The following is a 25,569-nucleotide window of genomic DNA, read 5'->3' on the forward strand; positions in this document are numbered from 1 at the left end:
ACAATATTTAACCCTAGTACAGTTAAGGTAGATATGACAATGACGCTATTTTATCTGTTAGATAACTGATAAAATGACGTCAGTAGACTTTTTGTGGGTTTTATTTCCTTTATTAATACTTTATAACAAGAGAAACCGTCATTATGTTCCAATTACATCCTAAGCTTGCTGCCGATAGTTTTTTGGTGGGCGATTTCCCGTTATCAACTTGTCGTTTGATTAATGATTGTCAGTTTCCTTGGTTGATATTGGTACCACGAGTATCAGGCATTAAGGAGCTTTATGAGTTGTCTGAGAGCGATCAGACGCAGTTTTTACGTGAGTCAAGCTGGTTATCGAGCCAGTTAGCTAAGACTTTTCAGGCGGATAAAATGAATGTCGCAGCTCTTGGTAATCAAGTGCCACAATTACATTTTCATCATATTGTACGTTACCAAAATGACAGTCAATGGCCAAACCCAGTATGGGGTATACCTGCGATACCTTATAGCCAAGAAGTTATGGCACAAATGCAGCAAACTTTGATGATGGCGCTACGTGGACATCATCAAATGCCTTTTGATTGGCAAATGTGAGAGGCGACTGCTGTACTGTAAGCGCTAGATAACTAGGTAATAGAGCCGTTTTTACGCCGCTCGTTTGATATATTAAACGCCGTTATCGATAATTTAGGATTTTTTAGCTAAATTATTTGATATAAGGCGTTTTTTTGTGACAAACGGTAGATTATCTATATGATTATATCCTTATAATCTATAAGCTGATAAAGCCTTATCAAAAGACATGTCTTGCAACTCCTTCTCCTTATTTTCTTTTGGTAATAACGAGTCAATAGTATGGTCGTTTTAGAGCCACTGAAACCTGATCCCTCGTCCAAATCCCATACTGTGGGTAGCTTTGATTATCCAGAAGTCCTAGTATTGTTGCTTACTGTGACTCTCATAGTGCTACATTCCAAGTTTACTCCCGAATCGATGGCATTATTCGTGGCTGTCAGCATTCCTAGTTTGATGATTTTGATTTACAACTATCGGCGTCAAACTAGCTTCTGGACTTCTAATATAGTAGTGATTTTATTATCTACTGTTATTGGGTCTATGCAGTTTTGTGTAGTGTTATCGCTTAGTTTAAGCTTATTGATCGGTGTACGCATTTTGACTAGTGAGCCTGATAGTCGATTAAGATTACTTATCATCTCTATGGTCAGTATATGGATATTTTACTATGTCAGTATTACCTTAAATGATAATAAACTCGATTGTAATACAGGGTGGCTACCATCTTCAGTATTGCTGGCTAGTATTGCGGTGATCTTGCAGCAGTTTTGGCATATGCATCATCAGTATCTTAGTTATAACACCACTGCCAAGCAAGCCACAGGGCAAGCTAAAACGATGTTATCGATTATTAATAAGTTAACGCTTTTTATACCTTTGCAAGTATGGCAACCGATTGTAAAAGAAAATAAACCGGTCTCTATAGATAATAAACGTGCCAAGCTATCCATTATGTTTTCGGATATCGCTGGCTTTACTGAGTTGTCTGATAGTCTAAGTGCGGATAACTTAGCAGAAATCCTAAATACTTATATGCAGTGTATGACCGCCATTGCTCATAAGCATGAAGCGGTTCTCGATAAGTTTATCGGTGATGGGATGGTTTGCTTCTTTGGTGAGCCTAGTAGCCGTGGTACCCGTCAAGATGCTCTAGACTGTGTAGCTATGGCTATTGATATGCGCCGAGAGATGCGTAGCTTAAGACAGAAGTGGCGGTTAATGGGCTTTGAGGGGTTATATGTACGTATAGGAATCACTACTGGCTACTGTCATGTGGGCAATTTTGGCAGTGATAATCGTCTCAGTTATACGGTTATTGGTAGAGAAGCTAACTTAGCAGCTCGCTTAGAGGTTATGGCTGGCAAAGGAGAGATTCTGATCAGTAGACGCACTCATGACTATGTTTGTCACGATTACGAGTGTAAGTATGTGGGTGCTTTTCAGCTAAAAGGTTTTAACAAGGAAATAGAAACTTGGCAAGTACTAGATCCTAGCGCCAATGAAGATCAATTATCGAAGTGGGTCGATCATACTTTACCTGGTTTTAACTTGCATCTAAACTTTAAAGACATGCAAGATGAGGATTATCAAGAGATCAGAAGTAGGCTGAATTTTGCTCTTGAACGCATTGAAAGAGAGAGTAATGCGGCAACTACTAGCCAGCAGAGCAACAAGTAGTACCTGATACTAATAAATAGTACTTGAGACTGATAAATAGCCGCTAGGATGAAAAGCGAGACTATAATTGAGGTGCTTAATAAGCAAAAGAAGCTATTTAAGACGATTAAAAAAGCCTACTATCATAACTATAGTAGGCTTTTTTATGACTGATTTTACAAATATAGGCGATTAACTTAACCCGCTTTTATAATCCAATCAACAGCAATTTATGTAATTAATGATTTTCTTTAGCATGGTTCAAAGTATATTTAGGAATCTCGATGGTTAAGTCGTCATCTTCTATCATTACTTGACAAGATAAGCGTGAATCTGCCTCTAGACCCCAAGCACGATCTAACAAGTCAGCCTCAATATCATCCATTTCCTCTAAACTATCAAAACCTTTACGCACGACTACATGACAAGTGGTGCAAGCTTTTGACATCTCGCAGGCATGTTCAACTCTGATGCCTTTTTCTAATAATGCTTTGCATAGGTTATTGCCAGACTCTAGTTCAACTTCAATCCCTTCTGGGCAAATTTCAAAATGTGGTAATATAGTAATCTTTGGCATGGGTTAATTATCCGCTGCTAATGAGTTCAAAAAAAGTGAGATATAAAAATAATGACATAACATCAAGTAGCGATCATCCGCTACCGATTTAGGATTTACCAATCTTGAGCTTTAGTTCCAGCCATACTGGTTTTGACGCTTTGGTTCATAATACGGGCAGCGAAGTTATCACTGTGTGGCTTGAGCTTAGCTCGTTGAGCGTCAATCAACGCTAAGTCACCAGTACTTAAAGCCGTCTGCATTTGTTGCATCTGCGTGGCTAAAGTCTGCTGCTCTTCTGCGTCTAATAAGGGGGCAAAGTCAGTTAGTGCTGATTGTAAAGCCAATAATTCACGCTCAGTTTCTACTTTAGTCTCTATCAATGAGCGCGCGTTTTTATCTTCTTCGGCATATTTAAAACCAGCAATCAACAACTGCTCTTTTTGCTCATCTGATAAACCATAAGCAGGAGTGATCTCAATTTTACTTTCAGTCTTGCTCGTGGTTTCTTGCGCACTAACCGTCAGCTGACCATTAGCATCAATACTGAAAGTAACTTCAATGCGCGCAAAACCAGCTTTCATCGGCGGAATACCATACAGCTCAAAGCGTCCAAGCGAACGGCAGTTATCTACGGTCTCACGCTCGCCTTGCACTACATGGATGACCATACCCGTCTGTCCATCTTGATATGTTGTGAATACTTGGCGCTTCTTGACTGGGATAGGGGTATTACGCGCGATAAGCACTTCAACCAGACCGCCCATAGTTTCAAGGCCAAGCGATAGAGGCGTAACATCGAGTAGCAGTAAGTTGCTATTACTGTCACCATTAACTAGCTGATGCGCGGTTTGGGCCGCACCCAAAGCGACAACTTCATCAGGGTTCAAACGACACAAAGGCTCTCTAGCAAAAAACTCAGTGACTATTTGCTGTACGGCTGGCATACGAGTAGAGCCACCGACTAATATCACCTCGTCTAATGCATCGATATTAAGTTTGGCATCACGCAGTACTTGCTCACATACCGCTAAGGTACGACGATTGACTGGCTCAGCGATAGTCAATAAATCTTCACGACTCAATACCCCTTGAAAGGCTTGATCGTTGATGGTGATATTGATATTGACTTGCTGATGGTCGGTCAGTGCTTGCTTATACTGCTTAGCTTGCTGCGCTAGTAGCGATTTGTCATGCAAGCTGACATCACTAGGCGCGATATCAAGCTGTTTAATCAACCAGTTAGTTAACAGGCGGTCGATATCGTCACCGCCAAGCGCACTATTACCACCAGTGGCTAACACTTCAAATACCCCATCGGTTAGCTTAAGGATAGACACGTCAAAAGTACCACCACCGAGATCATAAATAAGATAGTACTGTTCGCTATTGTTTTCTGCACTACTATCCGCTGTACTATCGGTGCGCTGAGCTATTTTGTCGAGGCCATAAGCGACTGCTGCTGCCGTAGGCTCGTTGAGTAAACGCAGTACTTTGATACCAGCAGCTTGCGCCGCATCTTTAGTAGCTTGGCGCTGCGCCTCATCAAAATAGGCAGGAACAGTGATCACCGCCCCCTCGATACTGTCTTCAGGTAGAGCACTGAGCGCACGCAGCTTAAGTGCCGCTAGTATTCGCGCTGAGACCCCTACTGGAGACACTTCACCTTGGGCAGTCACAAAGGCTGGCATATCTTCTTTATCACCGCTTAACTGATAAGGATGAGAGAATTTGATATCTGCTTGGCTACGACCCATAAAGCGTTTAGCTGAAATGATAGTGTTCTGAGGATCATCAGATAAGTGATTTAGCGCCTCATCACCGACTAGAGGGGTACCAGTCGCTGGATAGTAAACTACAGAGGGTAATAAAGTATCTTTAGGGTTATTGGCCTCTAGTACTTGCGCTTTACCTGAGCGAACCACAGCTACTAATGAGCGCGTCGTTCCTAAATCTATACCGATACCGAAACGATGCTTATGTGGCTGTGCACTTTGATTGGGTTCAGCGATTTGTAATAAAGACATAAGACAACTCAAAGATAGAATGAATAAAATATAAGGGCAAAATACTTGCCAAAAATAATAACTAACTATAGCAGTAGAATATCGCAATTAGACTGCTATAACGTTTTGCAGATTATACGGTATTGGTAACCGCTATTTAACCTCAAGCACAACTTTAAATAGCTTTGGAAGCTAATTAAACGTACAAGTCATCATCTGTTTGATGGCTATCAGCCAAATTATCAAGGGCTATAGTGATATCAGCGTCTAGTTTCACTAAGAACTTTAGCTTTTGCGTAGCATCGATAGCCGTTTGCCAGTCCTGACTAGTATAAGCTTGATTAAAATACATAGCTTGAGTGCTTAGACGGTCCGCTATCTGTGGATGTAACTGTTGTAAGGTTGACTTATCCTTACTATCAATGGCTTCATCCAAATCAATACGCAGATCCATAGCATCTTCTAAAAATTCTAAGTCAGCGATTGAATTCTCTAGCGTTTGTGCTTGCCCAGCCATATCCAGTAGGTAACCGGCTCGGCTATCTGCTCTACTCAAAGTTTGATAGGCTTGATTAATAATTGCAGAAGCTTGCTCGGCTTGTTGTAGAGACTTGGCAACATTAGCTTCAGTGCTATTCTTGGCAACATTGTCAGGATGATAGTGCTTTTGCAGTTGACGTAAACGCTGATCAAGCTGGTTTTGTATCAGCTCAAACTGTACCGGCTGCTCAAATAATGCAAAAAAATTATCGAACTGAGCCTCAGGAAGGTTAGTTTCAGTGATAGAAGTATCTAACTGAGAGGTAGTAACTGAAGTCATGTTAGCGGCCTTATGTAAATGAGCTTTGCAATAAACTAAACGATGCTTAGCCTTGAGAAATAGTTAAACTAAACAGGGCTGGATTTTTTACAGTAACCTGACGCATGTGCGCTGTACAGGCAAACGGATTCTATACTGTAAAGGACTCGCCACAGCCACATTCACCTTTTTGATTAGGGTTAGTGAACTTAAAGCCTTCATTAAGACCTTCTTTTTCATAATCCATCAACAGACCATCTAAATACACTAAGCTTTTTGGATCTATAAAAATACTAACGTCACGGCTTTCATAACGAGTGTCATTGTCGTCAGGGGTATCGACGAACTCTAAGACATAAGCCAAACCTGAGCAACCAGCAGTACGAATACCGACTCTGATACCTTCACCTTTGCCGCGATTGTCCAAAAAATCTCGAACATGCTGAGCGGCGCGTTCTGTCATTTCAATCATGCCAACTCCTATTAATTATTGATAATAATATTGTGCTATCAAGACTAAAATTCAAGTAACCAATCAAGGTAACGGCTAGTACTAATAGCTTGTTTTTTAGAAATTTTTGCTGTTGAGAATGAGCATAAAATAAAAGGTGACAATTACATAAACGTTATTGTCACCTCTATAGCTCAAGCAGCTTGTTATAACTTATACGGTAATCAAGTGCTAATTACTTTGAGCCATTTAGCTAGTTGCAGCTTCTTTCGCTTCAGTGCTAACAGCGCTGTGCTTACCTTTATAGTCGCTAATAGCGGCTTTGATAGCATCTTCTGCTAGTACAGAGCAATGTACTTTCACTGGTGGTAGCGCAAGCTCTTTGGCGATATCATTGTTCTTGATTTCACCTGCTTGATCCAAGCTTTTACCTTTAAGCCACTCAGTTACTAGTGAGCTTGAAGCGATAGCTGAACCACAACCGTAAGTCTTAAAACGTGCATCTTCAATGATACCGTTGTCATCAACTTGGATTTGTAAGCGCATTACATCGCCACAAGCTGGAGCGCCAACCATACCGGTACCAACGTTTTTGGCATTTTTATCAAGGTTGCCAACATTGCGTGGATTTTCGTAATGATCAATAACTTGGTCACTATAGGCCATGAGTATTCTCCTGGTTAGATGATGAGCAATAGTGCTAAGCAGCTGGTTGCTCATCTAAATTGGGGTCAAACATTTACTCGTAATTGACGGTATTGTCTGATAAATAATGGTTTACGGTCAGCTCTTAATGTTCAGCCCATTCGACTGAATCTAGATCAACACCCTCTTGATACATATCCCAAAGTGGTGATAGGGCACGTAGTTTATCTACAGCAGAGTGCATCTGACTGATAACGGTATCGATGTCTTCTTCGGTAGTATAACGACCGAAACTAAAGCGAATAGAGCTGTGCGCTAACTCGTCTGGACGACCAATAGCACGTAGTACATAAGAGGGCTCTAAGGTAGCTGAAGTACAAGCTGAACCTGAAGATACTGCCAAATCTTTGAGTGACATCATTAATGACTCACCCTCTACGAAGTTAAAGCTGATGTTTACGATATTAGGCACACTGTGCTCGAGGTCACCGTTTAAGTAAATCTCTTCAATATCTTGTAAACCATCCCAAAGCTTTTGACGTAGTTTTGCTGCATGAGCATTGTCTTCTTTATGGCGTTCATTAGCTAAGCTAAAGGCGGCGCCAAGTCCGACGATTTGGTGAGTAGGTAGAGTACCTGAACGCATACCACGTTCATGACCACCACCATGTTGCTCTGCTTTTAGACGAATACGAGGTTTACGACTGACAAACAAGGCACCGATACCTTTAGGACCATAAGCTTTATGACCTGAGAAACTCATCAAATCAACTTTAGTGGTTTGCACATCGATAAGCACTTTACCAACCGCTTGAGCAGCATCAACATGGAATACTACGTTGGCGGCACGAGTGAGTTCACCAATGGCGGCAATATCAGTCAGAGTACCTAGTTCATTGTTAACTACCATCAATGATACTAAGATAGTGTCTTCACGCAAAGCGGCTTTAACTTGTTCTGGTAAGATTAAGCCTGTGCTCTTTTGTGGCTCAAGGTAAGTAATCTCAAAACCTTCTTGCTCAAGCTCACGGCAAGTATCTAGCACTGCTTTATGTTCGATTTTGCTGGTAATGATATGTTTGCCACGTGATTGATAAAAATGCGCAGCACCTTTGATAGCTAAATTATCTGACTCTGTAGCACCAGAAGTGAAGACGATCTCACGAGGATCAGCGTTGATTACTTCAGCAACTTGCTGGCGAGCAGTTTCTACTGCTTCTTCGGCCTGCCAGCCATAGCCGTGTGAACGTGATGCTGGGTTACCAAAGATGCCATCTACTGTTAGATATTCGCTCATCTTAGCGGCTACCGTTCTGGCAACTGGCGTTGTGGCGGCATAATCTAAATAAATAAGTTGGTTATGTTGGCTCATGCTGGGTTTGCCTCGCTGGTCGATAAAGTAATAGTATTAATGTCTTTTAAAACAGAGATCTGTTGACGTTCTGAGATAGATTGTACGTGTTCCATATCTAGTAATTGTGCTAAGGTAATGTTCTTTAAGTAATGTTCAATGTGATTGGATAATGCGCACCAAAGATCATGAGTTAAGCACATAGTACCGCCCTGACAATCCCCACGGCCTTCACATTGCATCGCATTAACTGACTCATCAACTGCAGAGATAATAGTCATGACATCGATTTCGTTAAGCGGCTTGGCTAAATAATAGCCACCAGATGCCCCGCGAATACTAGTAACTAATCCTTGCTTACGCAATTTAGAAAATAGCTGCTCAAGATAGGAGATAGAGATGGATTGGCGCTTGGCAATGTCAGATAGGGAAACTGCGCAGTCTTGTTGACTGGTTTGTAATGCTAAATCTAACAAGGCGGTAACCGCGTATCTACCTCGGGTAGTCAAGCGCATAATATATCCCCAACTGAGTCATAGTAAGTTAAATTCAATAACGAGCTTATTTCTGTGTTAGGTTTTATTAAATAGACCTATGATTGTTATAATAGAAATACAGCTTATCGTGAGCACCTAATACAGAAGCTAAATCACCTGTTATTGCAATTAAACAATAGACTATTGAACCTGAATATAAGGTATGTTGCGTGTAATATGTGCTGCGATACGGCTATTATACTGAATCCCGACTAATTTAGTCAAGATTAAAATGGTAGCTGATCATTAACATGATAGATGACTGTTATTTACAAAAGTAATCGTAGGATTAATACTGTTTTCTGCTAAAAACACTATTAAACTAAGATAATAAACCAGCTAAAGACTAATAATAAATAAGTCTATAGCAAGTAGTTTTTAGGCGTTTGATGACCAGTTAGCTCAATTGACTCCCTTATCAAGCAGTTAGATCAATAAGGGAGCCATTAGAGTATCGGTTAACTGGTTACCTAAAAGATTGCACACAGTGTTAATTGATAAGCAAAGCAATCAGGGCACCAATAGCGATGATAGTAGCAACCACTGCAGCAATAGTGACCGTCTTCTGTTTACTTTGTTGCTCTTTCACTGTGGCTTCAAGCTCGCGATTTTTGATAGTGAGGGTGTTAATTTGAGTTTGTTGCTCAGCAATACGTAGTTTATAGTTATTATTTTTCTCTTCTTTGTCCGCCGTGTTTGGCTTATTCTTGCTATCTGAGCCTTTAAATCTTTTTAATAAACTCTGAATCAGGCCACCCATGCCTACTTGGGCAATGAATCCTCTCACTAACTGTACTTTTTCGGATTCACCACGCATTTGCAGCTTATCGGTAGTAGCGCTGTCATGCGTTGCTAGCGCTTTTAAAAGCTCGACACTATAGGCATTAATGATGACGTCTGGTTCGCTACGCTCAGCAGGTAAGTTAGCATCTAGTAATACCCCTTTATAACTAAAAGTCGCAAAAACTTGAACGTGAGGTAAGTACAAGCGTAAACAAACCACAGTACCTTGCTTAGCAAGGGGATAAGCGGCTTTGCGCAGATCAGAGTCTAAACGTAATAGCAGCGTCAGTGCAGACTCAATGAAGACTAAGATAATACTAAGAAGAGAGTGAGACAACGTAGAACGCTTCATATGAATAATCCGTTAAATTTAGCAGGTTAAAAAAGTAGTAATACAAAAGCTAAAGGTAGATAAGGCAGCCGTACATCAATAGCATCATAAACAGTAACTGCTCGAATCAAAATAGAGATAAGCAGACGCAACAGTTAATAATAGTGCTATAAACAGTATTCCAGGATAGTGCTAAATGCCCAAATAGTTAACTTAGTAAAATCGATTCTATAAAATAAAATCTATATAACAAATATATATAACTAAGGGTATAAAATGGTCTTTGGCTGACTAAAAATAACCGATAAGCAGGTTGAAATAAAGCCCACCCTGTGCAACAGTGCTCATCATAACGGTTTCATAATAAAAAGTAATGTATCTCTCTGTCAGTTTGTGTATTGTTGCTTTAGCTAGTAACGGCCTGTTATAAGTTTGTTTAAATGCTACGCTGCAAAAATAGCTATTTTCCATAACTATTGGCGGCGATACTAAGATCAACGCATCTCAACGCAGCTCAACCTATTTAGCTTAGTGTCGCCAAGGAATAGCCTATATTAGGGCTATAATAAAGACTCTAACAGAGGCCATGCTTAAATATTTAGCATAGCTACCAAAAAATAAATGGATAGAAGGTAGTAGTAACTGACCACCAGCGTTGGTTATAGTCAGTATGAGTATTGCTACTACTGGCCTTATCCATAGCAAATAACCCATTAATTGATAACTTATTGATTTGCTAGGACAGATAGTAGCGGTTTACAGGAGTTTTGCGTAACCTTAAGTGTTAAATAGGTAGTAGAGCCCATTAAAAAATGTAAAATCGCTTGCACTGCCTTGCCTGCCTTGCTATAAAGACGTTAATACTTCGTTACCGACAGATAGGCGTTGCGCATATTGTTTATATTGCTTATATTTCATGAGAGCGATACAATAATTGGCGGTAGCGTTTATTACAGCCCTTAAACTTGAAGGAAAATTTATGAATAAGTCAGAATTAATCGATAGCATTGCAGAAAAAAGTGGTCTAAATAAAACTCAAGCTGGCGATGCTTTGAATGCGGTTATGGAAAGTGTTGGCCAAGCTTTAGAAGCTGGCGATAGCATTTCATTAGTAGGTTTTGGTACTTTCAGCGTGAAAGATCGTAAAGCGCGCACTGGCCGTAATCCTAAGACTGGTGAAGAATTGGCTATTCCAGCTAGTAAAGTACCAAGCTTTAAAGCTGGCAAAAACCTAAAAGAGCGCTTGAACTAAGTCGCCACTATTGATAATCCTAATAATTTGTATAAAAAAGCACCTTAATCGAGGTGCTTTTTTTATTAATAAATTTTAGCTAACAATAGATGAATATTTTGAGTATCTACTAAAATTCACGTATCATAGTCGGCGCATTAGTATCGCTGGCATAGATTTTGTTACTGCTTTATAGCATACTGACGTTTCTCACTATGCCGTTGCCCGCCAAGAGTGCATTTATTGTTGCAATGGTCCTCATCACTATAGGTTAAGAAGCAGAAATAATTATGGATAAATTGCGCGATTTTCTGAAAAGTTGGCCTGGTCGCATTTTATTGATCCTATGCCTATCGCCCCTCGCACTTTTAGGGATTGAGAGCTACTTTGGCGGCTCCAATGATCCCAACCAAATCGCCCAAGTGGGTGATGCAAGTATAGGGCTATCAGAGTATCAAAGCGCTGTGAACAGCCGACGTTCTGAGATTTTAGAGCAATTGAATGATGCCAGCTTACTCAATGAAGATGTACTGCATCAGCAAGTTCTAAAAGGTCTAGTTGATCGCACTTTGCTAGAACAGCAAGCCGGTAAGCTTGGGATGACTGTATCCGATGACACTATCAATCGTCTGCTGCGTCAAGAGCAGATATTCTTAGATGCCAATGGCGAGTTCTCTAATGATCAGTTTTCCAACTTCTTGCGTCAGCGCGGCATGAATAAGGAGCAATTGTTTACAGAGTTCCGCAATCAGTTAAGTTTGGATCAGCTAAATGCTAGCATCGTCGGTACCGCTATCTATCCTATGCAGTCAGTCAGTCAGCTGATCGGTTTGCAATTAGAGTCACGAAATTTGTGGGTACATCGCTTCAATTGGCAAGACTATCAACAGCAAGTAAAGCTGAGCAAAGCAGATATACAAAGCTATTATGACCGTAATAAAGAGGCGCTAAAAAGTGCCGCTGTGGTAGATTTGGCTTATATTCAATTAGATCCAGCTACTATCCCTGTTGATACGGTGACTGAAGAAGAAATCAAGCAGCAGTACGAAGCTTATAAGCAAGGTTTAGAAGTTGTTGATGAGCGTGAGATAAGTCAGATTTTAGTTACAGGCGAGAACGCTAAAGATCGTGCCACTAAGATTAAGTCGCGTTTGGATAAAGGCGAAGCTTTTGCTGCAGTTGCTAAAAAGGACTCTGATGATCCCTCAGGCGCTGATGGTGGAGCAATTGGTCGCTTTAACCCTGCAGTATTCGGTAAGGATGCACAGGCAGTAACTAAAGCTTTAGAAGGCCTGAGCGTTGGTGGTATCAGTGCTCCAATCAAAACCAGCTTTGGTTATCAGATATTTACAGTGACTAAAGATAGTGGTAGTAAAGTCCCTACTATGCAGAGTGTACGACCTCAGCTAGTTGCTAAAGCCCAAGACTATAAGCGTCAGAGTGTTTATGCTGATAAAGTAATGGCGATTAACGATTTGGCTGCTGATGGCTTAAGCATCGAAGACATTGCTCAACAAGAGGCGGTTGCTTTAAAGCGTATTAAAGATTATCGCAAAGACAATAATACCTCAGTATTATCGCAACCAGCAGTAGTTAAACAAGCTTTTGATGAGTTTACTATTCAGGATCAAGCGGTTACTACTAGTATCGATATAGGTACCGGAACAGTATGGGTACAATCAACTAATTATCGGCCTACTAAGACTATGAGCTTGGCTGCTGCTACTCCGAGTATTACTCAGACGTTGCTCAAGCAAAAAGCCAGCGCTCTAGCACTCGAAGACGCTAACAAAGCAGCAGCTGGCATCAAGTCTACAGCTGATATTAATAAGCAAGCTGTAGGCTTTCAGTTCTTAGGTGAAGTGAATCGTCAAACCACCTTATTGAGTGAAAAAGAACGTGGTTTAGCTTTTAGTAAGCAAGCACCTGATAACGGAGTAGTAACCTTAGCCAGCATCACCGAAACAGGGGCTACTTTGATTGTCGGTGACAAGATTAAGACTCAACAACAAGCGCAGTTATCAGCGCTTGAGAAAGCACAAACAGCACGCATCATTCGTGATAATTTAGGTCAAGATCAACTACAAGATTATCTAGAGTATTTACGTTTAGTGTATAAAGTTGAGGTTAATGAAAGTAACTTGTCTGGTGCCCAAGGTCGCTAATAAGTGCGATTACTAGCCGCTAAGTCAGCCGCTACCTTAACTCAAGCCTATAAAAAAGCCACTGCGTTAACGCAGTGGCTTTTTTGGTTTTAAGGTTTAAGCGGTAGCTAGCTAAACGCTTTTACTACTAACTTATTGCTGCCAGCTTAATGACGGAAGTGACGCATGCCAGTAAATACCATAGCGATACCGTGCTCGTTAGCAGCAGCGATAGTCTCGTCATCACGCATAGAACCGCCCGGTTGAATAATCGCAGAAATGCCGACTGCTGCCGCATTATCAATACCATCACGGAAGGGGAAGAAAGCATCTGAGGCCATGACTGCACCAGCAGTAGCAAGTCCAGCATGCTCAGCTTTGATAGCAGCGATACGAGCTGAGTTAACGCGACTCATCTGTCCTGCACCCACGCCTATAGTACGCTGGTTTTTGCCATAAACAATAGCATTAGACTTCACATACTTAGCCACGGTCCATGAAAATAGTAAGTCGGCAATTTGCGACTCAGTAGGCTGGATATCAGTGACAATTTTAAGCTCATTAGCAGTGATAATACCTAAGTCTTGCTGCTGTACTAGTAAACCACCATTTACCCGCTTGTAATCTAGTTGCGCATGACGCTCAGCTGGAGTAGGTAGCGCACCTGAGACTAGTACGCGGACGTTTTTCTTACTAGCAGTTACTTGCAATACACCGTCTTCAATACTAGGGGCAATGATAACTTCTACAAACTGACTATCGATAATAGCTTTGGCAGTAGCCACCGTCAATGGGGTATTAAACGCAATAATACCACCAAATGATGACTCAGGATCCGTACTAAAAGCGGTATGATAAGCCGCTACTTGATCGTTATTAATAGCGACACCACAAGGGTTAGCATGTTTGACGATGACACAAGCTGGGGTGCTAAACGCTTTGACACATTCAAGAGCAGCATCGGTATCGGCAATATTGTTATACGACAGCGCTTTACCTTGTAGCTGCTTAGCAGTGGCGATGGAAGCTTGACTAGCTGCTGATTGACTCTCAACATAAAAGGCGGCTTGTTGATGAGGGTTTTCGCCGTAACGTAGGTCTTGAACTTTATTGAGCTGCAGATTAAAAGTGCGCGCAAAGGCTTCTGGTTGCTGTGTTTCATTAACACGAGAGCCTAAGAAGTTGGCAATCATACCATCGTATTGAGCGGTATGTTCAAAGGCTTTTACTGCCAAATCATAGCGTAATTCAGCGCTCAATTTGGTATCGTCACCTAGGGCAGTAAGCACTCGCTGATAGTCAGTAGGGTCAGTCACAATACCCACATGAGCATGGTTTTTCGCGGCTGCACGTACCATAGTTGGGCCACCAATATCGATATTTTCGATAGCTTCATCCATAGTCACATCAGCGCGAGCAATAGTCTCGGCAAACGGGTATAGATTAACGACTACTAAATCAATACGATCGATCGCATGTGCGCTCATGATCTCATCATCGACACCACGACGACCCAAAATACCACCGTGAATTTTAGGATGTAGTGTCTTAACACGCCCATCCATCATTTCAGGGAAGCCGGTATAATCCGACACTTCAGTAACGGCGATATCGTGTTCTTTAAGTAAGCGATAAGTGCCACCAGTTGATAATAAGCCAAAGCCTGATTTGATTAGACCTTGAGCAAATTCAACAATACCGGATTTGTTAGAGACCGAGAGTAGTGCAAGTGCTGTTGTACCCATAAGACAAATTTCCATAAAAAAAGCCTGACACGGTGTCTGGCAAAGGAGAACGAGGGAAAACGAGTAAGCATCATAAAACATTTAAGCACTTTATACAAAAGTGGATGAGCGTTTATAAATAATCTATAAGCAATTTATAAACAGTCACTCTATGCCATCAAGCCATAAGTCTTTAGTTTTTTGCGTAACGTGCCACGGTTGAGACCTAAAATTTGCGCGCATTTGGACTGATTGCCACGACTTTGCTCAAGGACTACAGTTAGTAGCGGTAATTCTACTTGCCTCAAAATAAGCTCGTATAAGTCAGTTGGGAGCTCATCGCCTAGAGCATTAAAATACTGGCGCACAGCATGTTCTACATGGATATGTAGCGGTACTACGCTTTCTATAGCGCTAGTTGCCTCTAGGGATTTATTGCTATCCTCATAGATTATAGCGGCCATAGTTTGACTAGGGCAGTTGTGATCAGTAGTAGCATCAGCACTATGAGCAAAATGGTCAGAGTTGTGTGCATGGGATGCCATAAAGTAATATCCTTGAGATGAGCAGCAGGTAACACTGATAATAAACTATAGGGTTATAAGATGACAGAGTCAGTAACAAGCAAAAGGTCTTATTATTGATAGTCGGTAAGCAGCAATCAGCGACCTAATAACTAATAAATAGCCTCGATAGTAACTTGCTGAATTTTCTGTACCGCTACTGGGATAGTGAACATTAATGATTTACTCTTATTACCCGCAATTTGGCTTTGGTTACTGAGTAAATAATCCTCTGGCATAGCGATAAAAGCGCCAAGCAAGCCAGCTTTATCATAAACAGTCACCTTTAAACTAGGCAGTAGCTGTTTGTATGTACTTTTATTGATTATATTTGCTTTTATATCACTAAAATTATTGCCTGTATTTACTTGACTGCTGCTATAAGACTGCTTAGTTATACTAAACATAGCTAAGTTAGCACTAGGCAAGCTACAAATGGCTACCGAGCAAAGGGCTTGTAGTCTTGCAGCATAAGCTGGGTTTTTAATCAAAGTGTTTAAGTTAAAAATAACGTATTGTGCAAATAGTAATAGCACTAGTACCAGACAACCTACTAACCATAGTAGTGAAGCTAAAGGTGTGTGTGGATTTGCCTTTATAGGTTGACTACGAGCTTGCGCAGTACTTCTAGACTGTTGGACTATGGATTGAGAATAGTCTATAGCGTTTCTACTAGTTGGCAAAGGAGTAACCGCACTGGGTTCAGCGATTTTATCAGTAGCCTGATAAGGGTGAACATTGTCTATATCCTCACTCAATGCCTCATCTAACAGGGTTTGCCACACATTAGTCTCACCATCATCAATTGCTGAGTGCTGACAAGCTATAGAGTCAATTGGCTCTATCGATTCAGAATGAAATTTAGCGCTATTAATACTATTTAGCTTAGCAGTATCAACATCAACATCAGTAACACCCTGTATACCCCTGACCATATCAACAGCAGAGTTAATTTGGTTAGCCCTGACTCCATTATATTTAGAAGCTTTACAGTATTTAGAAGCTTTATAAACACTAGTATCAAATAAGGCTTTATTAACTAAAAAAATCTGCTGACAGTGACTACAATGACTCCTATATGCCGCTTGGTCTAACTTTGCTGCTGGCAAGTCATAACCACTAAGACAATGCGGGCAGAGAGTTTGAGTCGAAGGGGTCATGTCATTGAATCCTAAAAGATAAAGCAATAGTATGGTTTACCGAATGCTGCTCCCTAAGACAGAATCTCTAGTAATCTGCCCTAAAAAAAGTTTATAGGCAGATTATAGTGTTAAATTTATAAACTTTAGCTGAGTAACTATCGTAACAGATGTAATCAGATGTTGCTAGCCTGTAAAAGTCCCTGATAAGCGCTGCCAATGTTGATCCTCTTGTGCCGTATAGGCATGCTTGGCATCTAAGGCAAAATAGGGGCTATAAGCGTCACTAACTTGTTGGGTCTGCGACTCAATCAAGCCTGCCAATACGATTCGACCTTTATCGGCAATTAGGGTGGCAAAATAAGGAGCTAGGCTTATTAATGGCTTGGCCAAAATATTAGCCACAATCACATTAACCGCACTGACTTGCTGCTCAGCACAGAAGGCTCGGAAATCGTCAGGTAAAAACGCTTGTAGCTGACCTTCAACATTATTGCGAGCAGCGTTTTGATTGGTGGCAAGTACCGCTTGTGGATCGATATCTACGGCATAAACATACTTTGCTCCTAATAACAAAGCAGCCACTCCCAAGATACCTGAACCGCAACCATAGTCGATCACTACTTTATTGGTTAAGTCTTGTTCAGTCAGCCAATCTAGACATAAACGCGTAGTAGCATGATAGCCAGTACCAAAAGCTAGACCCGGATCCATGATGATATTAGTAGCTTCAGGTTTAGGTGGGGTCAGCCAATTAGGTACAATCCATAGATCGTTAGCGCATTCAATAGGATGATAATGGCTCATCCACTCACGTTCCCAATCCTTGTCGGCAACAGCAGTAAGCCAAATACGACTGGCATTAACTTCTGCAGCAATCTCATGACTTAGTTGTTCAACGGCTTGTCGACTGCCATTCTCTGCACTAGCGTCAAATAGCCCCGTTAAGATTACCTCATCCCATAATGGTGATTCACCAGGAAGCGGCTCAAACAAAGGCTGATCTCCAGCATCATCGAGAGCGATAGATAAAGCGCCTGCTTCTAGCAGTAGCGCTTCAGCAAGATCAACATTCGCTTTTTCACATTGTAAGTGTAGTTGTTGCCATGCCATAAGATAACCTCAGTTAAAATTAGTATAAAAATAGGTAAAGTATTTGCCTTAGCACCTTAGTGGTTAGCGCAAGGCTTGTTTGGCCTCATTAATCACTCGGGTGTTGTTTTGCACTTGTCCAGACTTTAGGATAATCTGCCAAAGAGCATGACGACGACTGGCATCTTCAGAAACGACTAGACCACGACGCGCCATAGCTTCTGCCTTACGAGGCTGATTTTTCTTTAGGGCAACTTGTGCCAAATAGAAATAGACCGCTGAAGATTTAGGGGCCAGACGTTGAGCACGAGTAAAGCTACTCTCTGCTGCTGTCAATTGCCCAGCTTTTAATTGACTGATACCAACTTGCATCAAGTTACGAAACGCCGGCAAGCTACTACTGTTAGCAGTCGCTTGACGAGTTTGCTGTTGAGAATTTTGCCGTGCACGCTCTAATAGATCATTGTGTGAGGGCAGAGGCGGTAGCCTTGAGCTGACCGGATCACGGTTGGAAGGTGCAGTAGCACTTGGCACAGCGTTGGTCTCATACACTGGTGGATTAATTGACTGATTAACAGCCGCATTAGGAGGTGCTGGAGTAGAAGGCGTAGTATTACTAGCAGCAGGTGGTATGTACGGCTCTATAGTATAGTCGTTAGCATCATCCGCGTAGTCGTCATTACTATAATAGCCATCGTCAGAGTAATCGTCATTAGCGTAGCTATCCTCATCAATAGTGTAGTCACTATCAGCTTGTGCTAACTCATCGGCGCTAGGGATAATTATAGTGCGCTGTACTGTAGACTCAGAATCTACTGTCACTGAGGTATTGGGGCTTTTTACTGAAGGAGTCACTGAAGGGGTCACGGAAGGCGTTGCTGGCGAAAGTGGCGCAGTTTGACAGGCACTCAATAGCAAGCAGCCACACAATACGCTTATGGACAGTAATCCTTTAGAGCATCTTGTTTGCCAAAGTAAGGCTTTATTAGTTGTAGTGTGGCCAGTAGTAGTCTCAGCAATAATTATTTGAGTCAGCCTGACCTTAGCCGATAAGCGGATAGATGGTTTGTTATATTCTATAGCTATAGGCACTGCTGATTGCTTAAATATTGCCATGTTGACACCCTTTTCTCACCACATTTTTGATAAAATATTTATTTTAATACGTGTAGAGACAGCAGTCATAACTTTCTATGACTGCTGCTTAGATTAATGAGTTACTAGACTAATGAGCTGCTAGAGTCATTAGTTACTAGTGGGTCAAGCACTAGAACCACTCAAGGGCTCGATCATACCAAGTGTCGGCGTTTCTTTGTCCTTCGCCATCTGCTTGATTATCATTTTGTTGTGTTCCATCGCCATTAGGGGTATATAACCCTTCACGCTGGCGTTGGCGATTGATAGCGTCTTGTTCACCCTCCAGCTGCGATTGTTCACGATCCCGATCTTGCTGATATAAGTCAAGAGCACAACTGCTAGCTTCTTCTGGCAAATAAGCAGAGAGAACCGGTAAGTAGCGGGCATTAGCACAGCGCTCGTTAGAGAGCTTACCAGAGTTGTTTTCAAGCCATAACCATTCAATACCTTCAGGCTCAGCCATAGACACTGGCGTCAACTTTAAGCGCTTCATATAATCGACCCAAACCGGTAGCGCACCGCTACCACCACTGAGACCTATAGGCTTGTTATCATCACGACCTACCCAAACTACGCTCACATAGTTGCCACTATAGCCAGCAAACCAAGCATCACGAAAGTCATTAGTGGTTCCTGTTTTTCCGGCTAGATTGAGGTTACTACCTAGAGACTGAATGCTCTTAGCAGTACCGTCTTTAACCACTTGTTGTAGCGCATAATTAACTAAATAGTTGGTTTCAGGTGGTACGCTACGCTGAGTATTTAACCCAGTGCGTTGTAAAATACGTCCACGATCATCGACAACCGTACGAATACTATGAATAGGCGTGCGAAAGCCACCAGTAGCAAACACTTGATAAACACCGAGCATATCCATCGGGCTAAGGTTGAAAGAACCTAACAATGCTGACGGGTAAGGAGGGATTTTTTCTTCAACTCCTAAGCGTCGTAGCTGTTTGGCAAATGAATCTAGCCCAAATTCCATACCTAAGCGTACCGCACTTTGATTATAAGATTTGGCTAAAGCCGTAGTCAATGGGACATAACCATGATCACGGTTGTCATAATTTTTTGGATTCCAATTAGTGCCGTCGTTTAAGTTGACAGTAATAGGAGAGTCATCAACAGAGCTTGCCAAGTTATAGCGACCACTTTCTAAAGCGGTCATATAAATTATCGGTTTCAATAACGAGCCGACTTGACGCTTGGCATCGACAGCACGATTAAAGCCAGTAAACTCGCTGCCACTACCTACCACGGCAACTAGCTCACCAGTTTCAGGATTAGCACTAACTAAGGCACTTTGTAAGTCTTTAGTTTTGCTACTATTGCGACGCAAATCGCTAAGTTTGTTGCTGACGGCTTTGTCAGCGGCCATTTGAGCAATAGGGTCGAGGGTGCTGATAATAATCAAACCCTCATTCTTTAGATCATCGGAATAGTAAACGTCATTGAGTTCGCGTTTGACGATATCTAAAAAGTCAGGAAAACGGTTCTTACCTTCTACCGGCTTATCAACCACGCCTAAAGGTTTCTTGATAGCAGCGTCATACTCTTGTTGATTTAGCACCCCAATAGTCAGCATGTTATTTAACACAGTATTACGGCGCGCTTTAGAATCGTTAGGATTTCGACGAGGGTTATAAACACTAGGACCTTTGGCCATACCGACTAATAAAGCCTGTTGATCAACCCGCAACTCATTAAGAGGCTGATCAAAATAAAACTGCGAGGCCAAACCAAAACCGTTAATCGAACGGTTGCCATTCTGACCTAAATAGATTTCATTTAGATAGGCTTGTAGGATCTCGTCCTTGGTATAATGTAACTCTAATAATACCGCCATCAAAGCTTCATTAGCTTTACGCTTCAAAGTGCGATCTGAGTTGAGATAGAAGTTCTTTATCAGCTGTTGGGTGATAGTTGAGCCACCTTGCCGAGCGCCGCCGGAGGAATTATTAAGGAATGCCCGCGCAATACCCCGTATAGAGACGCCCTTATGTTCATAAAAACCACGATCTTCAGTCGCTACTAAAGCATCAATAAGTGGTTGCGGCACATCTTCTAAAGAGACCACCATGCGGTCTTCGTTATTATCAGGGTAGATACCACCGATATTCACTGGCTCTAGGCGGATAATACCAGTTTTATTCTGCTGAGTGCTTTGAATGGCTGAGATTTTATTATCAGATATGGTCATCTTGATAACTTGTTCTTTATCAACGTCATTAGCGCTGTAACTAAAGCCACGAGTATGAATAAAGTAATTATTACCCGACTTATGATAGCTACCAGTACGGTCATAAGCTGTATTGCTGCGATAATTTAGCAGCTCAAGCCAACTCTTCATAGTATCGTTATCGACGTTAGCGCCTTGATAGAGTTCAAGGGGCTGCGAGTACACTTTGGCTGGGATATCCCAACGCTTGCCTTCAAACTTTTTAGTAATAGTGCGATCAAGTTTGACTAAGTAGAGGGCAAAGAGCACCATACCGGCAATGACAATAATCAACAAAATGCTGCTAATCACTAAACCGCGCTGTTGCGAGGGCAGAGTGCTTATTACCATTTTGGCTGATTTTGGCGGAGTAGAATAGGGTTTTTGCACTGATAACGCACCGTTTGGATATAAAAAACTGCTTTATAATGACGTAAATTGATAAAACTTTCAATCTATCATCATCACCATAGCTATTGATTAGCTTTGAGCTGTGAGGGTGTATAATAACCATTGCTAGTTATGACTTTAGCGCTATCATAATAGCATTAAATGCCAGTTGGCTTTGAATAAAGCGCTTAAAGCCGTTAATTTAGTCTATAAACAGTATATAAAATAGCAACTTATCGGCGCTGTTATGATGTGTTTTTTATGAATTAACAGCAGTAGATCGCTTAGCAAATTTGTCTAAAGGAAATACTAAATACCATGTCTAGCGTTTCATCACTGCCATCGAATACCCTTAACTACGATGATCACTCGATTACTCAAGGGCTAGTATTGCCACCAATTGGCCACTGCTTTCATTGTGGGGATCCTGTACCACGTCCACCGTTCCATACTGACGTACTAGGTAGCGCACGTGAGATGTGCTGTATGGGTTGTCAGTTGGCATCACAAAGTATCGTTGAGGCCGGTCTTGAGCAGTATTATTTGGATCGCTCAGAGATTAACCGTACGGCTAGCTTGCCTATCCAGTTGACGCGCTTAGAAGCTTATGATCACCAAGAGATTAAGTCGCAGTTCGTCTATGCGCAAGATGGTCTATCCGTCGCTGAGTTATCTGTTAATAATTTACGCTGTGCCGCTTGTACTTGGTTGATCGAGTCGAGACTGTATGAGATTGACGGTATCAGTAAGTGTCAGGTCAATCTGACCAATCAGCGCATGCGTATCGTTTGGGACGAAGCTAAATTACCTATCAGTCGTATCTTGGCAGTCATCAACGAAATCGGTTATGAGGCCAAGCCGTATCGGCAAGACACCCATGAGGCTATGCTCGCCAAACATAATAATAAAATGCTATTGAGATTAGGGATTGCGGCGCTTGGGGCGATGCAAGCGATGATGTATGCAGTGGCGCTGTACTTTGGTGAGCATAGCGGTATGTTAATACTGCAACGCGACTTTTTGCGCTGGGTATCTCTATTCGTTAGCATACCGGTGTTCTTTTATGCTGGCGTGCCGTTCTTTACCTCCGCTTGGTCAGCAGTTCGTGCTCGGCAAGTCAATATGGATGTGCCGGTCAGTGTGGCACTGATAGTTACTTTTTTTGCTAGTCTCTACGCCACTATCACTGGCAACGGCCAGACTTATTATGATTCGGTTAGTATGTTTATTTTCTTCCTATTAGCTGGACGCTATATCGAGCACAATGCACGCTTAAAAGCCGCTACTATGGCTAATGATTTAGTAGTCATTGAGCCTATATTAGTAGAGAAAATATCCGAAGATAAACAGGCTGCTAGCCTTATATTGCAACAGATGAGCTCAACGAAGCCGGTTGCACCTAGCGCTGCTACTGATATCGACGGCGCTGCTAATATTAATACTAATGCCGCTATCACCACAGCTGCTAACCAGGCGACTGCTACTCTAGCTATAACGCCGACTATGGATGTAGCGGCAAACTTTATGCAAGGGATGGATAGTAAGCTGCATGCTATCACTGAGCGTGTTGCCATTGCTTGGCAGCAGCAGAATAAGCAGCAAGCTTTAGCTAGCAACAGCGCTTTGCAACAAGCAGAGCCAGCAGTAGCCAAGAAAATGGTTACCGCTCATAGCTTGCAAGTCGGTGACATTATTATGATTGAAGCTGGGGCTGAGATTATCAGTGACGGTATTTTACTCAGTCAAACGGCAACAGTCTCGCAAAGCCTGCTAACGGGCGAGGGCGACTTGATTATAAAAACCCAAGGCGATTATATTATTGGTGGGGCGCAAAACGACAGTCAACCATTTCAGATGTTAGTTACGGCCTTGCCAGCAGATAGTCAGATCGGGCTGATTGATCGGTTAATGAATCGGGCGATGAGTGAAAAACCTAAGCTGGCCCAGCAAGCAGATAAACTAGCACGCTGGTTTGTAGCGCGGATACTAGTGTTATCAGTATTCGTGTTTGTCGGCTGGTATATCGTTGATCCTAGTCAAGCGATTTGGGCGACAGTAGCAGTGCTAGTCGCCACTTGTCCTTGTGCATTATCTTTAGCCACCCCGATTGCTTTAACGGTAGCCACCAATAGATTGGCAAGCTACGGATTCCTAACTACTCGTGGTCATACTTTGCAGACTTTAGCTGAGATTACCCACGTAGGCTTTGATAAGACGGGTACTTTGACTTATGGTAAGCCTAACTTATTAAATATTGAGCTACTAAAGCCTAATAATGAGCTGGACTTAGCAGTACAAAAAGATCAGTGGTTATCGATTGCCGCAGCTTTAGAAGTCGGTAGTCGTCATCCGATTGCTCATGCGTTACTGACGGCTGCTTATCAACTGCATTTACCAGCAACCCAACAGTTGATTCATTATCCAGCTGGCGGGGTCGAGGCACTACTCGATGGGGTAAGATACCGAATCGGTCATCTTGATTTTGCTTTAGATAGCGGCGATGCTAGTCCTAAAAATTCAGCGACCAACGATAAAGTAATCAGCGATAAAGTCACTATCGACTTAGTCAGTCAGCGGGCCAGCTCAGCAGTAGTGCTCTCTTGTCAGCAAGTTAACGAACAGATGTCTTCGACTACTGGCGAACCAGTAGCTAGCTGGCAAGCACTAGCTTGTTTTTATTTTAACGACAAGGTACGTGACACTGCACAAGCCATGCTTGATGCCCTTAAGGCTGCTGGTCTAGAGTCAGTTATGCTGACGGGTGATCCTAGTCCGCAAGCACTGATTATGGCTAAGTCTTTAGGGATGCAGTCGGCTTATAATGGCTTGTCACCTACTGGTAAAGTCGATCATATTCAGCAGATACAAGCGCAAGGCGGGGTAGTGTTGATGGTCGGTGACGGCATCAATGATGCACCAGTATTAGCAGCAGCTGATGTCTCTACATCTATTGCTGGTGCTGCAGATTTAGCACAAGTATCAAGCGATAGTATTATTCTCAATGGTCAGATCGAAGCTATCACTGCGGCTAAGCGTATTGCTGATAAAACTGAGCGTATTATTAAACAAAACTTCCGCTGGGCCTTAGCTTATAACGGCATTGTGCTAATACCGGCTATATTTGGCTATGTACCCCCTTGGTTGGCTGCTATTGGCATGTCGCTAAGCTCACTGTTGGTAGTGTTAAATGCGCTACGTTTAAAACGTGCTTAATCTAGGGGGTATTTGATAGCCTTTGGTTAATAGCGGTACTTACTATAAAGATAAAACCTTTAGCCATAAAAAAACCGTCGATAATCTAATTATCGACGGTTTTTATTATTTAATGGTTTCTAATACTGCTAATACTAGCCGTTCAATTAGTCTTGTAAATAGCTAAGTAGACGCATAAATTCGATATACATCCACACTAAAGTAGCCAAAATACCAATACTAAATAACCACTCATAATCTTCTGAGATACCAGCGGCTACACCACGATCGATGTTATCGAAGTCGAGTAATAAAGTAAAAGAAGCAATAACAATCACAAATAAACTAAAACCTATAGCGATAGCGCCGCCTTCAAACAAGAAAGGGAGACTTGAACCAAAAGCTAGAGATAACACCCATTGCGCCACATAAACTAGCATAATAGCAATAAGCGCTGAAGTTACGATTGAGCGAAGCTTTTGCGTGACTTTGATCAGCCCAGAACGATATAATCCAAGCATTACTGCGGCCGTGACAAAAGTAGCACACATCGCGGTTACAGGTACAGTAGGGTACATTCTCATAAAGAATAGTGAGATACCACCCAAGAAAATACCTTCTAATAGCGCATAAGGTACGGCAAAGGTTTTGGCTTTATGAGGTTTAAAAGTAATAAACAAAGCTAAACCAAAGGCGGCAAACATACTACCAAAAGCGGCCATGGTAATAAAACCTTGCGATAAACCAGCCATAAGCGCATAAAAGAAGAAGCCGACGCCAGTGATAGCCGCCAGTCCCAGTAATAAACTGGTCTTTTGTATTACACCTTTGACGGTCATTGGCTCACCGCCGATCGCAAGTTCTGCGCGACTGACAATAGGATTTGCCATACTTGTATCCTTAATAATAAATAAAAAAATAATATAGATGTTTGCTACTTTAGCAAAACCGTAATTATTGTCAACGGTGTTTGCGTGAGTGTTTTAAGCGCTCAAGTCGCCTGCTTACCTTGAGGTTAGCTACTAACTTCCCTAGTATTAACTAATAATTGTACTCAGATAAATAAGC

Annotated in this window: 20 protein-coding genes; 5 read left to right on the forward strand and 15 right to left on the reverse strand. The window is 41.9% G+C overall.

Annotated elements, in window-relative coordinates; all coding sequences use genetic code 11:
* Positions 1-143 precede the first annotated feature (143 nt).
* Both KZA12_RS01570 and KZA12_RS01575 read left to right on the forward strand, forming a co-directional pair.
* Positions 144-575, forward strand: coding sequence for an HIT domain-containing protein (locus KZA12_RS01570; RefSeq protein ID WP_201622298.1), 432 nt, complete (start codon positions 144-146; stop codon positions 573-575).
* A gap of 261 nt (positions 576-836) precedes the next feature.
* Positions 837-2,234, forward strand: a complete 1,398-nt coding sequence (locus KZA12_RS01575) for an adenylate/guanylate cyclase domain-containing protein (RefSeq protein ID WP_201622297.1) — start codon at positions 837-839, stop codon at positions 2,232-2,234.
* Positions 2,235-2,451: 217 nt separating this feature from the next.
* Here KZA12_RS01575 and fdx read toward each other — a convergent pair whose 3' ends face one another.
* From fdx to KZA12_RS01615, 8 genes are all read right to left on the reverse strand, one after another.
* Positions 2,452-2,790: an ISC system 2Fe-2S type ferredoxin gene (fdx, locus tag KZA12_RS01580; RefSeq protein ID WP_201622296.1), complete on the reverse strand. Its 339-nt coding sequence runs from the start codon at positions 2,788-2,790 to the stop codon at positions 2,452-2,454.
* 95 nt (positions 2,791-2,885) lie between these two features.
* Positions 2,886-4,796 (reverse strand): Fe-S protein assembly chaperone HscA, encoded by a 1,911-nt coding sequence (gene hscA / locus KZA12_RS01585; RefSeq protein ID WP_218688974.1) that lies wholly within the window; start codon positions 4,794-4,796, stop codon positions 2,886-2,888.
* Between the two features lie 175 nt (positions 4,797-4,971).
* Positions 4,972-5,595, reverse strand: coding sequence for a Fe-S protein assembly co-chaperone HscB (gene hscB, locus KZA12_RS01590; RefSeq protein WP_218688975.1), 624 nt, complete (start codon positions 5,593-5,595; stop codon positions 4,972-4,974).
* A gap of 130 nt (positions 5,596-5,725) precedes the next feature.
* Positions 5,726-6,046: an iron-sulfur cluster assembly protein IscA gene (gene iscA, locus KZA12_RS01595; protein ID WP_201622293.1), complete on the reverse strand. Its 321-nt coding sequence runs from the start codon at positions 6,044-6,046 to the stop codon at positions 5,726-5,728.
* 228 nt (positions 6,047-6,274) lie between these two features.
* Complete coding sequence (iscU, locus tag KZA12_RS01600) at positions 6,275-6,691, reverse strand: Fe-S cluster assembly scaffold IscU (protein WP_218688976.1); 417 nt, start codon at positions 6,689-6,691, stop codon at positions 6,275-6,277.
* 124 nt (positions 6,692-6,815) lie between these two features.
* Positions 6,816-8,042 (reverse strand): IscS subfamily cysteine desulfurase, encoded by a 1,227-nt coding sequence (locus KZA12_RS01605; protein ID WP_201622291.1) that lies wholly within the window; start codon positions 8,040-8,042, stop codon positions 6,816-6,818.
* Entirely contained in the window at positions 8,039-8,536 is a 498-nt protein-coding gene (locus tag KZA12_RS01610) for an Rrf2 family transcriptional regulator (protein WP_201622290.1), read from the reverse strand. Before KZA12_RS01610 ends, KZA12_RS01605 begins: the two co-directional genes overlap by 4 nt.
* 511 nt (positions 8,537-9,047) lie before the next feature.
* Complete coding sequence (locus KZA12_RS01615; protein ID WP_201622289.1) at positions 9,048-9,692, reverse strand: hypothetical protein; 645 nt, start codon at positions 9,690-9,692, stop codon at positions 9,048-9,050.
* A 958-nt stretch (positions 9,693-10,650) separates the two neighbouring features.
* Between KZA12_RS01615 and KZA12_RS01620 the strand changes: the two genes are divergently transcribed.
* Both KZA12_RS01620 and KZA12_RS01625 read left to right on the forward strand, forming a co-directional pair.
* The gene (locus KZA12_RS01620) at positions 10,651-10,923 is read left to right on the forward strand and encodes an HU family DNA-binding protein (RefSeq protein ID WP_201622288.1); all 273 of its coding nucleotides are present in this window, start codon (positions 10,651-10,653) and stop codon (positions 10,921-10,923) included.
* A gap of 269 nt (positions 10,924-11,192) precedes the next feature.
* A complete protein-coding gene (locus KZA12_RS01625) occupies positions 11,193-13,067 on the forward strand; it encodes a SurA N-terminal domain-containing protein (protein ID WP_218688977.1) in 1,875 nt (624 codons plus the stop codon).
* A 146-nt stretch (positions 13,068-13,213) separates the two neighbouring features.
* Here KZA12_RS01625 and purH read toward each other — a convergent pair whose 3' ends face one another.
* The 6 genes from purH to mrcB all read right to left on the reverse strand — a co-directional run bounded on the left by purH (position 13,214) and on the right by mrcB (position 21,270).
* Complete coding sequence (gene purH, locus KZA12_RS01630; protein WP_201622378.1) at positions 13,214-14,791, reverse strand: bifunctional phosphoribosylaminoimidazolecarboxamide formyltransferase/IMP cyclohydrolase; 1,578 nt, start codon at positions 14,789-14,791, stop codon at positions 13,214-13,216.
* A 149-nt stretch (positions 14,792-14,940) separates the two neighbouring features.
* The gene (locus tag KZA12_RS01635) at positions 14,941-15,234 is read right to left on the reverse strand and encodes a helix-turn-helix domain-containing protein (RefSeq protein ID WP_227677159.1); all 294 of its coding nucleotides are present in this window, start codon (positions 15,232-15,234) and stop codon (positions 14,941-14,943) included.
* 212 nt (positions 15,235-15,446) lie between these two features.
* The gene (locus KZA12_RS01640; RefSeq protein ID WP_218688978.1) at positions 15,447-16,493 is read right to left on the reverse strand and encodes a DUF3426 domain-containing protein; all 1,047 of its coding nucleotides are present in this window, start codon (positions 16,491-16,493) and stop codon (positions 15,447-15,449) included.
* A 165-nt stretch (positions 16,494-16,658) separates the two neighbouring features.
* Positions 16,659-17,585, reverse strand: a complete 927-nt coding sequence (gene prmA, locus KZA12_RS01645) for a 50S ribosomal protein L11 methyltransferase (RefSeq protein ID WP_218688979.1) — start codon at positions 17,583-17,585, stop codon at positions 16,659-16,661.
* Between the two features lie 63 nt (positions 17,586-17,648).
* Positions 17,649-18,680, reverse strand: coding sequence for a tetratricopeptide repeat protein (locus KZA12_RS01650; RefSeq protein ID WP_218688980.1), 1,032 nt, complete (start codon positions 18,678-18,680; stop codon positions 17,649-17,651).
* A 151-nt stretch (positions 18,681-18,831) separates the two neighbouring features.
* Positions 18,832-21,270 (reverse strand): penicillin-binding protein 1B, encoded by a 2,439-nt coding sequence (gene mrcB / locus KZA12_RS01655; RefSeq protein WP_256932795.1) that lies wholly within the window; start codon positions 21,268-21,270, stop codon positions 18,832-18,834.
* Positions 21,271-21,627: 357 nt separating this feature from the next.
* On the opposite strand from mrcB, the gene KZA12_RS01660 reads away from it, so the two are divergent.
* Complete coding sequence (locus KZA12_RS01660) at positions 21,628-24,522, forward strand: heavy metal translocating P-type ATPase (RefSeq protein WP_218688982.1); 2,895 nt, start codon at positions 21,628-21,630, stop codon at positions 24,520-24,522.
* A 146-nt stretch (positions 24,523-24,668) separates the two neighbouring features.
* Here KZA12_RS01660 and KZA12_RS01665 read toward each other — a convergent pair whose 3' ends face one another.
* Positions 24,669-25,391: a Bax inhibitor-1/YccA family protein gene (locus KZA12_RS01665; protein ID WP_201622280.1), complete on the reverse strand. Its 723-nt coding sequence runs from the start codon at positions 25,389-25,391 to the stop codon at positions 24,669-24,671.
* Positions 25,392-25,569 lie beyond the last annotated feature (178 nt).

The organism is Psychrobacter sp. BF1, assembly GCF_019279065.1.
Lineage (GTDB): Bacteria > Pseudomonadota > Gammaproteobacteria > Pseudomonadales > Moraxellaceae > Psychrobacter > Psychrobacter urativorans.

Excerpts from the sequence above, each read along its gene's own strand:
- KZA12_RS01570 (WP_201622298.1), top strand. The coding sequence starts at position 144 with ATGTTCCAATTACATCCTAAGCTTGCTGCCGATAGTTTTTTGGTGGGC.
- KZA12_RS01625 (WP_218688977.1), top strand. The coding sequence starts at position 11,193 with ATGGATAAATTGCGCGATTTTCTGAAAAGTTGGCCTGGTCGCATTTTA.
- prmA (WP_218688979.1), bottom strand. The coding sequence starts at position 17,585 with ATGGCATGGCAACAACTACACTTACAATGTGAAAAAGCGAATGTTGAT.
- iscU (WP_218688976.1), bottom strand. The coding sequence starts at position 6,691 with ATGGCCTATAGTGACCAAGTTATTGATCATTACGAAAATCCACGCAAT.
- purH (WP_201622378.1), bottom strand. The coding sequence starts at position 14,791 with ATGGGTACAACAGCACTTGCACTACTCTCGGTCTCTAACAAATCCGGT.
- KZA12_RS01605 (WP_201622291.1), bottom strand. The coding sequence starts at position 8,042 with ATGAGCCAACATAACCAACTTATTTATTTAGATTATGCCGCCACAACG.
- KZA12_RS01620 (WP_201622288.1), top strand. The coding sequence starts at position 10,651 with ATGAATAAGTCAGAATTAATCGATAGCATTGCAGAAAAAAGTGGTCTA.
- KZA12_RS01650 (WP_218688980.1), bottom strand. The coding sequence starts at position 18,680 with ATGGCAATATTTAAGCAATCAGCAGTGCCTATAGCTATAGAATATAAC.
- KZA12_RS01575 (WP_201622297.1), top strand. The coding sequence starts at position 837 with ATGGTCGTTTTAGAGCCACTGAAACCTGATCCCTCGTCCAAATCCCAT.
- hscB (WP_218688975.1), bottom strand. The coding sequence starts at position 5,595 with ATGACTTCAGTTACTACCTCTCAGTTAGATACTTCTATCACTGAAACT.
- hscA (WP_218688974.1), bottom strand. The coding sequence starts at position 4,796 with ATGTCTTTATTACAAATCGCTGAACCCAATCAAAGTGCACAGCCACAT.
- KZA12_RS01610 (WP_201622290.1), bottom strand. The coding sequence starts at position 8,536 with ATGCGCTTGACTACCCGAGGTAGATACGCGGTTACCGCCTTGTTAGAT.
- KZA12_RS01665 (WP_201622280.1), bottom strand. The coding sequence starts at position 25,391 with ATGGCAAATCCTATTGTCAGTCGCGCAGAACTTGCGATCGGCGGTGAG.
- KZA12_RS01615 (WP_201622289.1), bottom strand. The coding sequence starts at position 9,692 with ATGAAGCGTTCTACGTTGTCTCACTCTCTTCTTAGTATTATCTTAGTC.
- fdx (WP_201622296.1), bottom strand. The coding sequence starts at position 2,790 with ATGCCAAAGATTACTATATTACCACATTTTGAAATTTGCCCAGAAGGG.
- iscA (WP_201622293.1), bottom strand. The coding sequence starts at position 6,046 with ATGATTGAAATGACAGAACGCGCCGCTCAGCATGTTCGAGATTTTTTG.
- mrcB (WP_256932795.1), bottom strand. The coding sequence starts at position 21,270 with ATGGTAATAAGCACTCTGCCCTCGCAACAGCGCGGTTTAGTGATTAGC.
- KZA12_RS01635 (WP_227677159.1), bottom strand. The coding sequence starts at position 15,234 with ATGGCCGCTATAATCTATGAGGATAGCAATAAATCCCTAGAGGCAACT.
- KZA12_RS01640 (WP_218688978.1), bottom strand. The coding sequence starts at position 16,493 with ATGACCCCTTCGACTCAAACTCTCTGCCCGCATTGTCTTAGTGGTTAT.
- KZA12_RS01660 (WP_218688982.1), top strand. The coding sequence starts at position 21,628 with ATGTCTAGCGTTTCATCACTGCCATCGAATACCCTTAACTACGATGAT.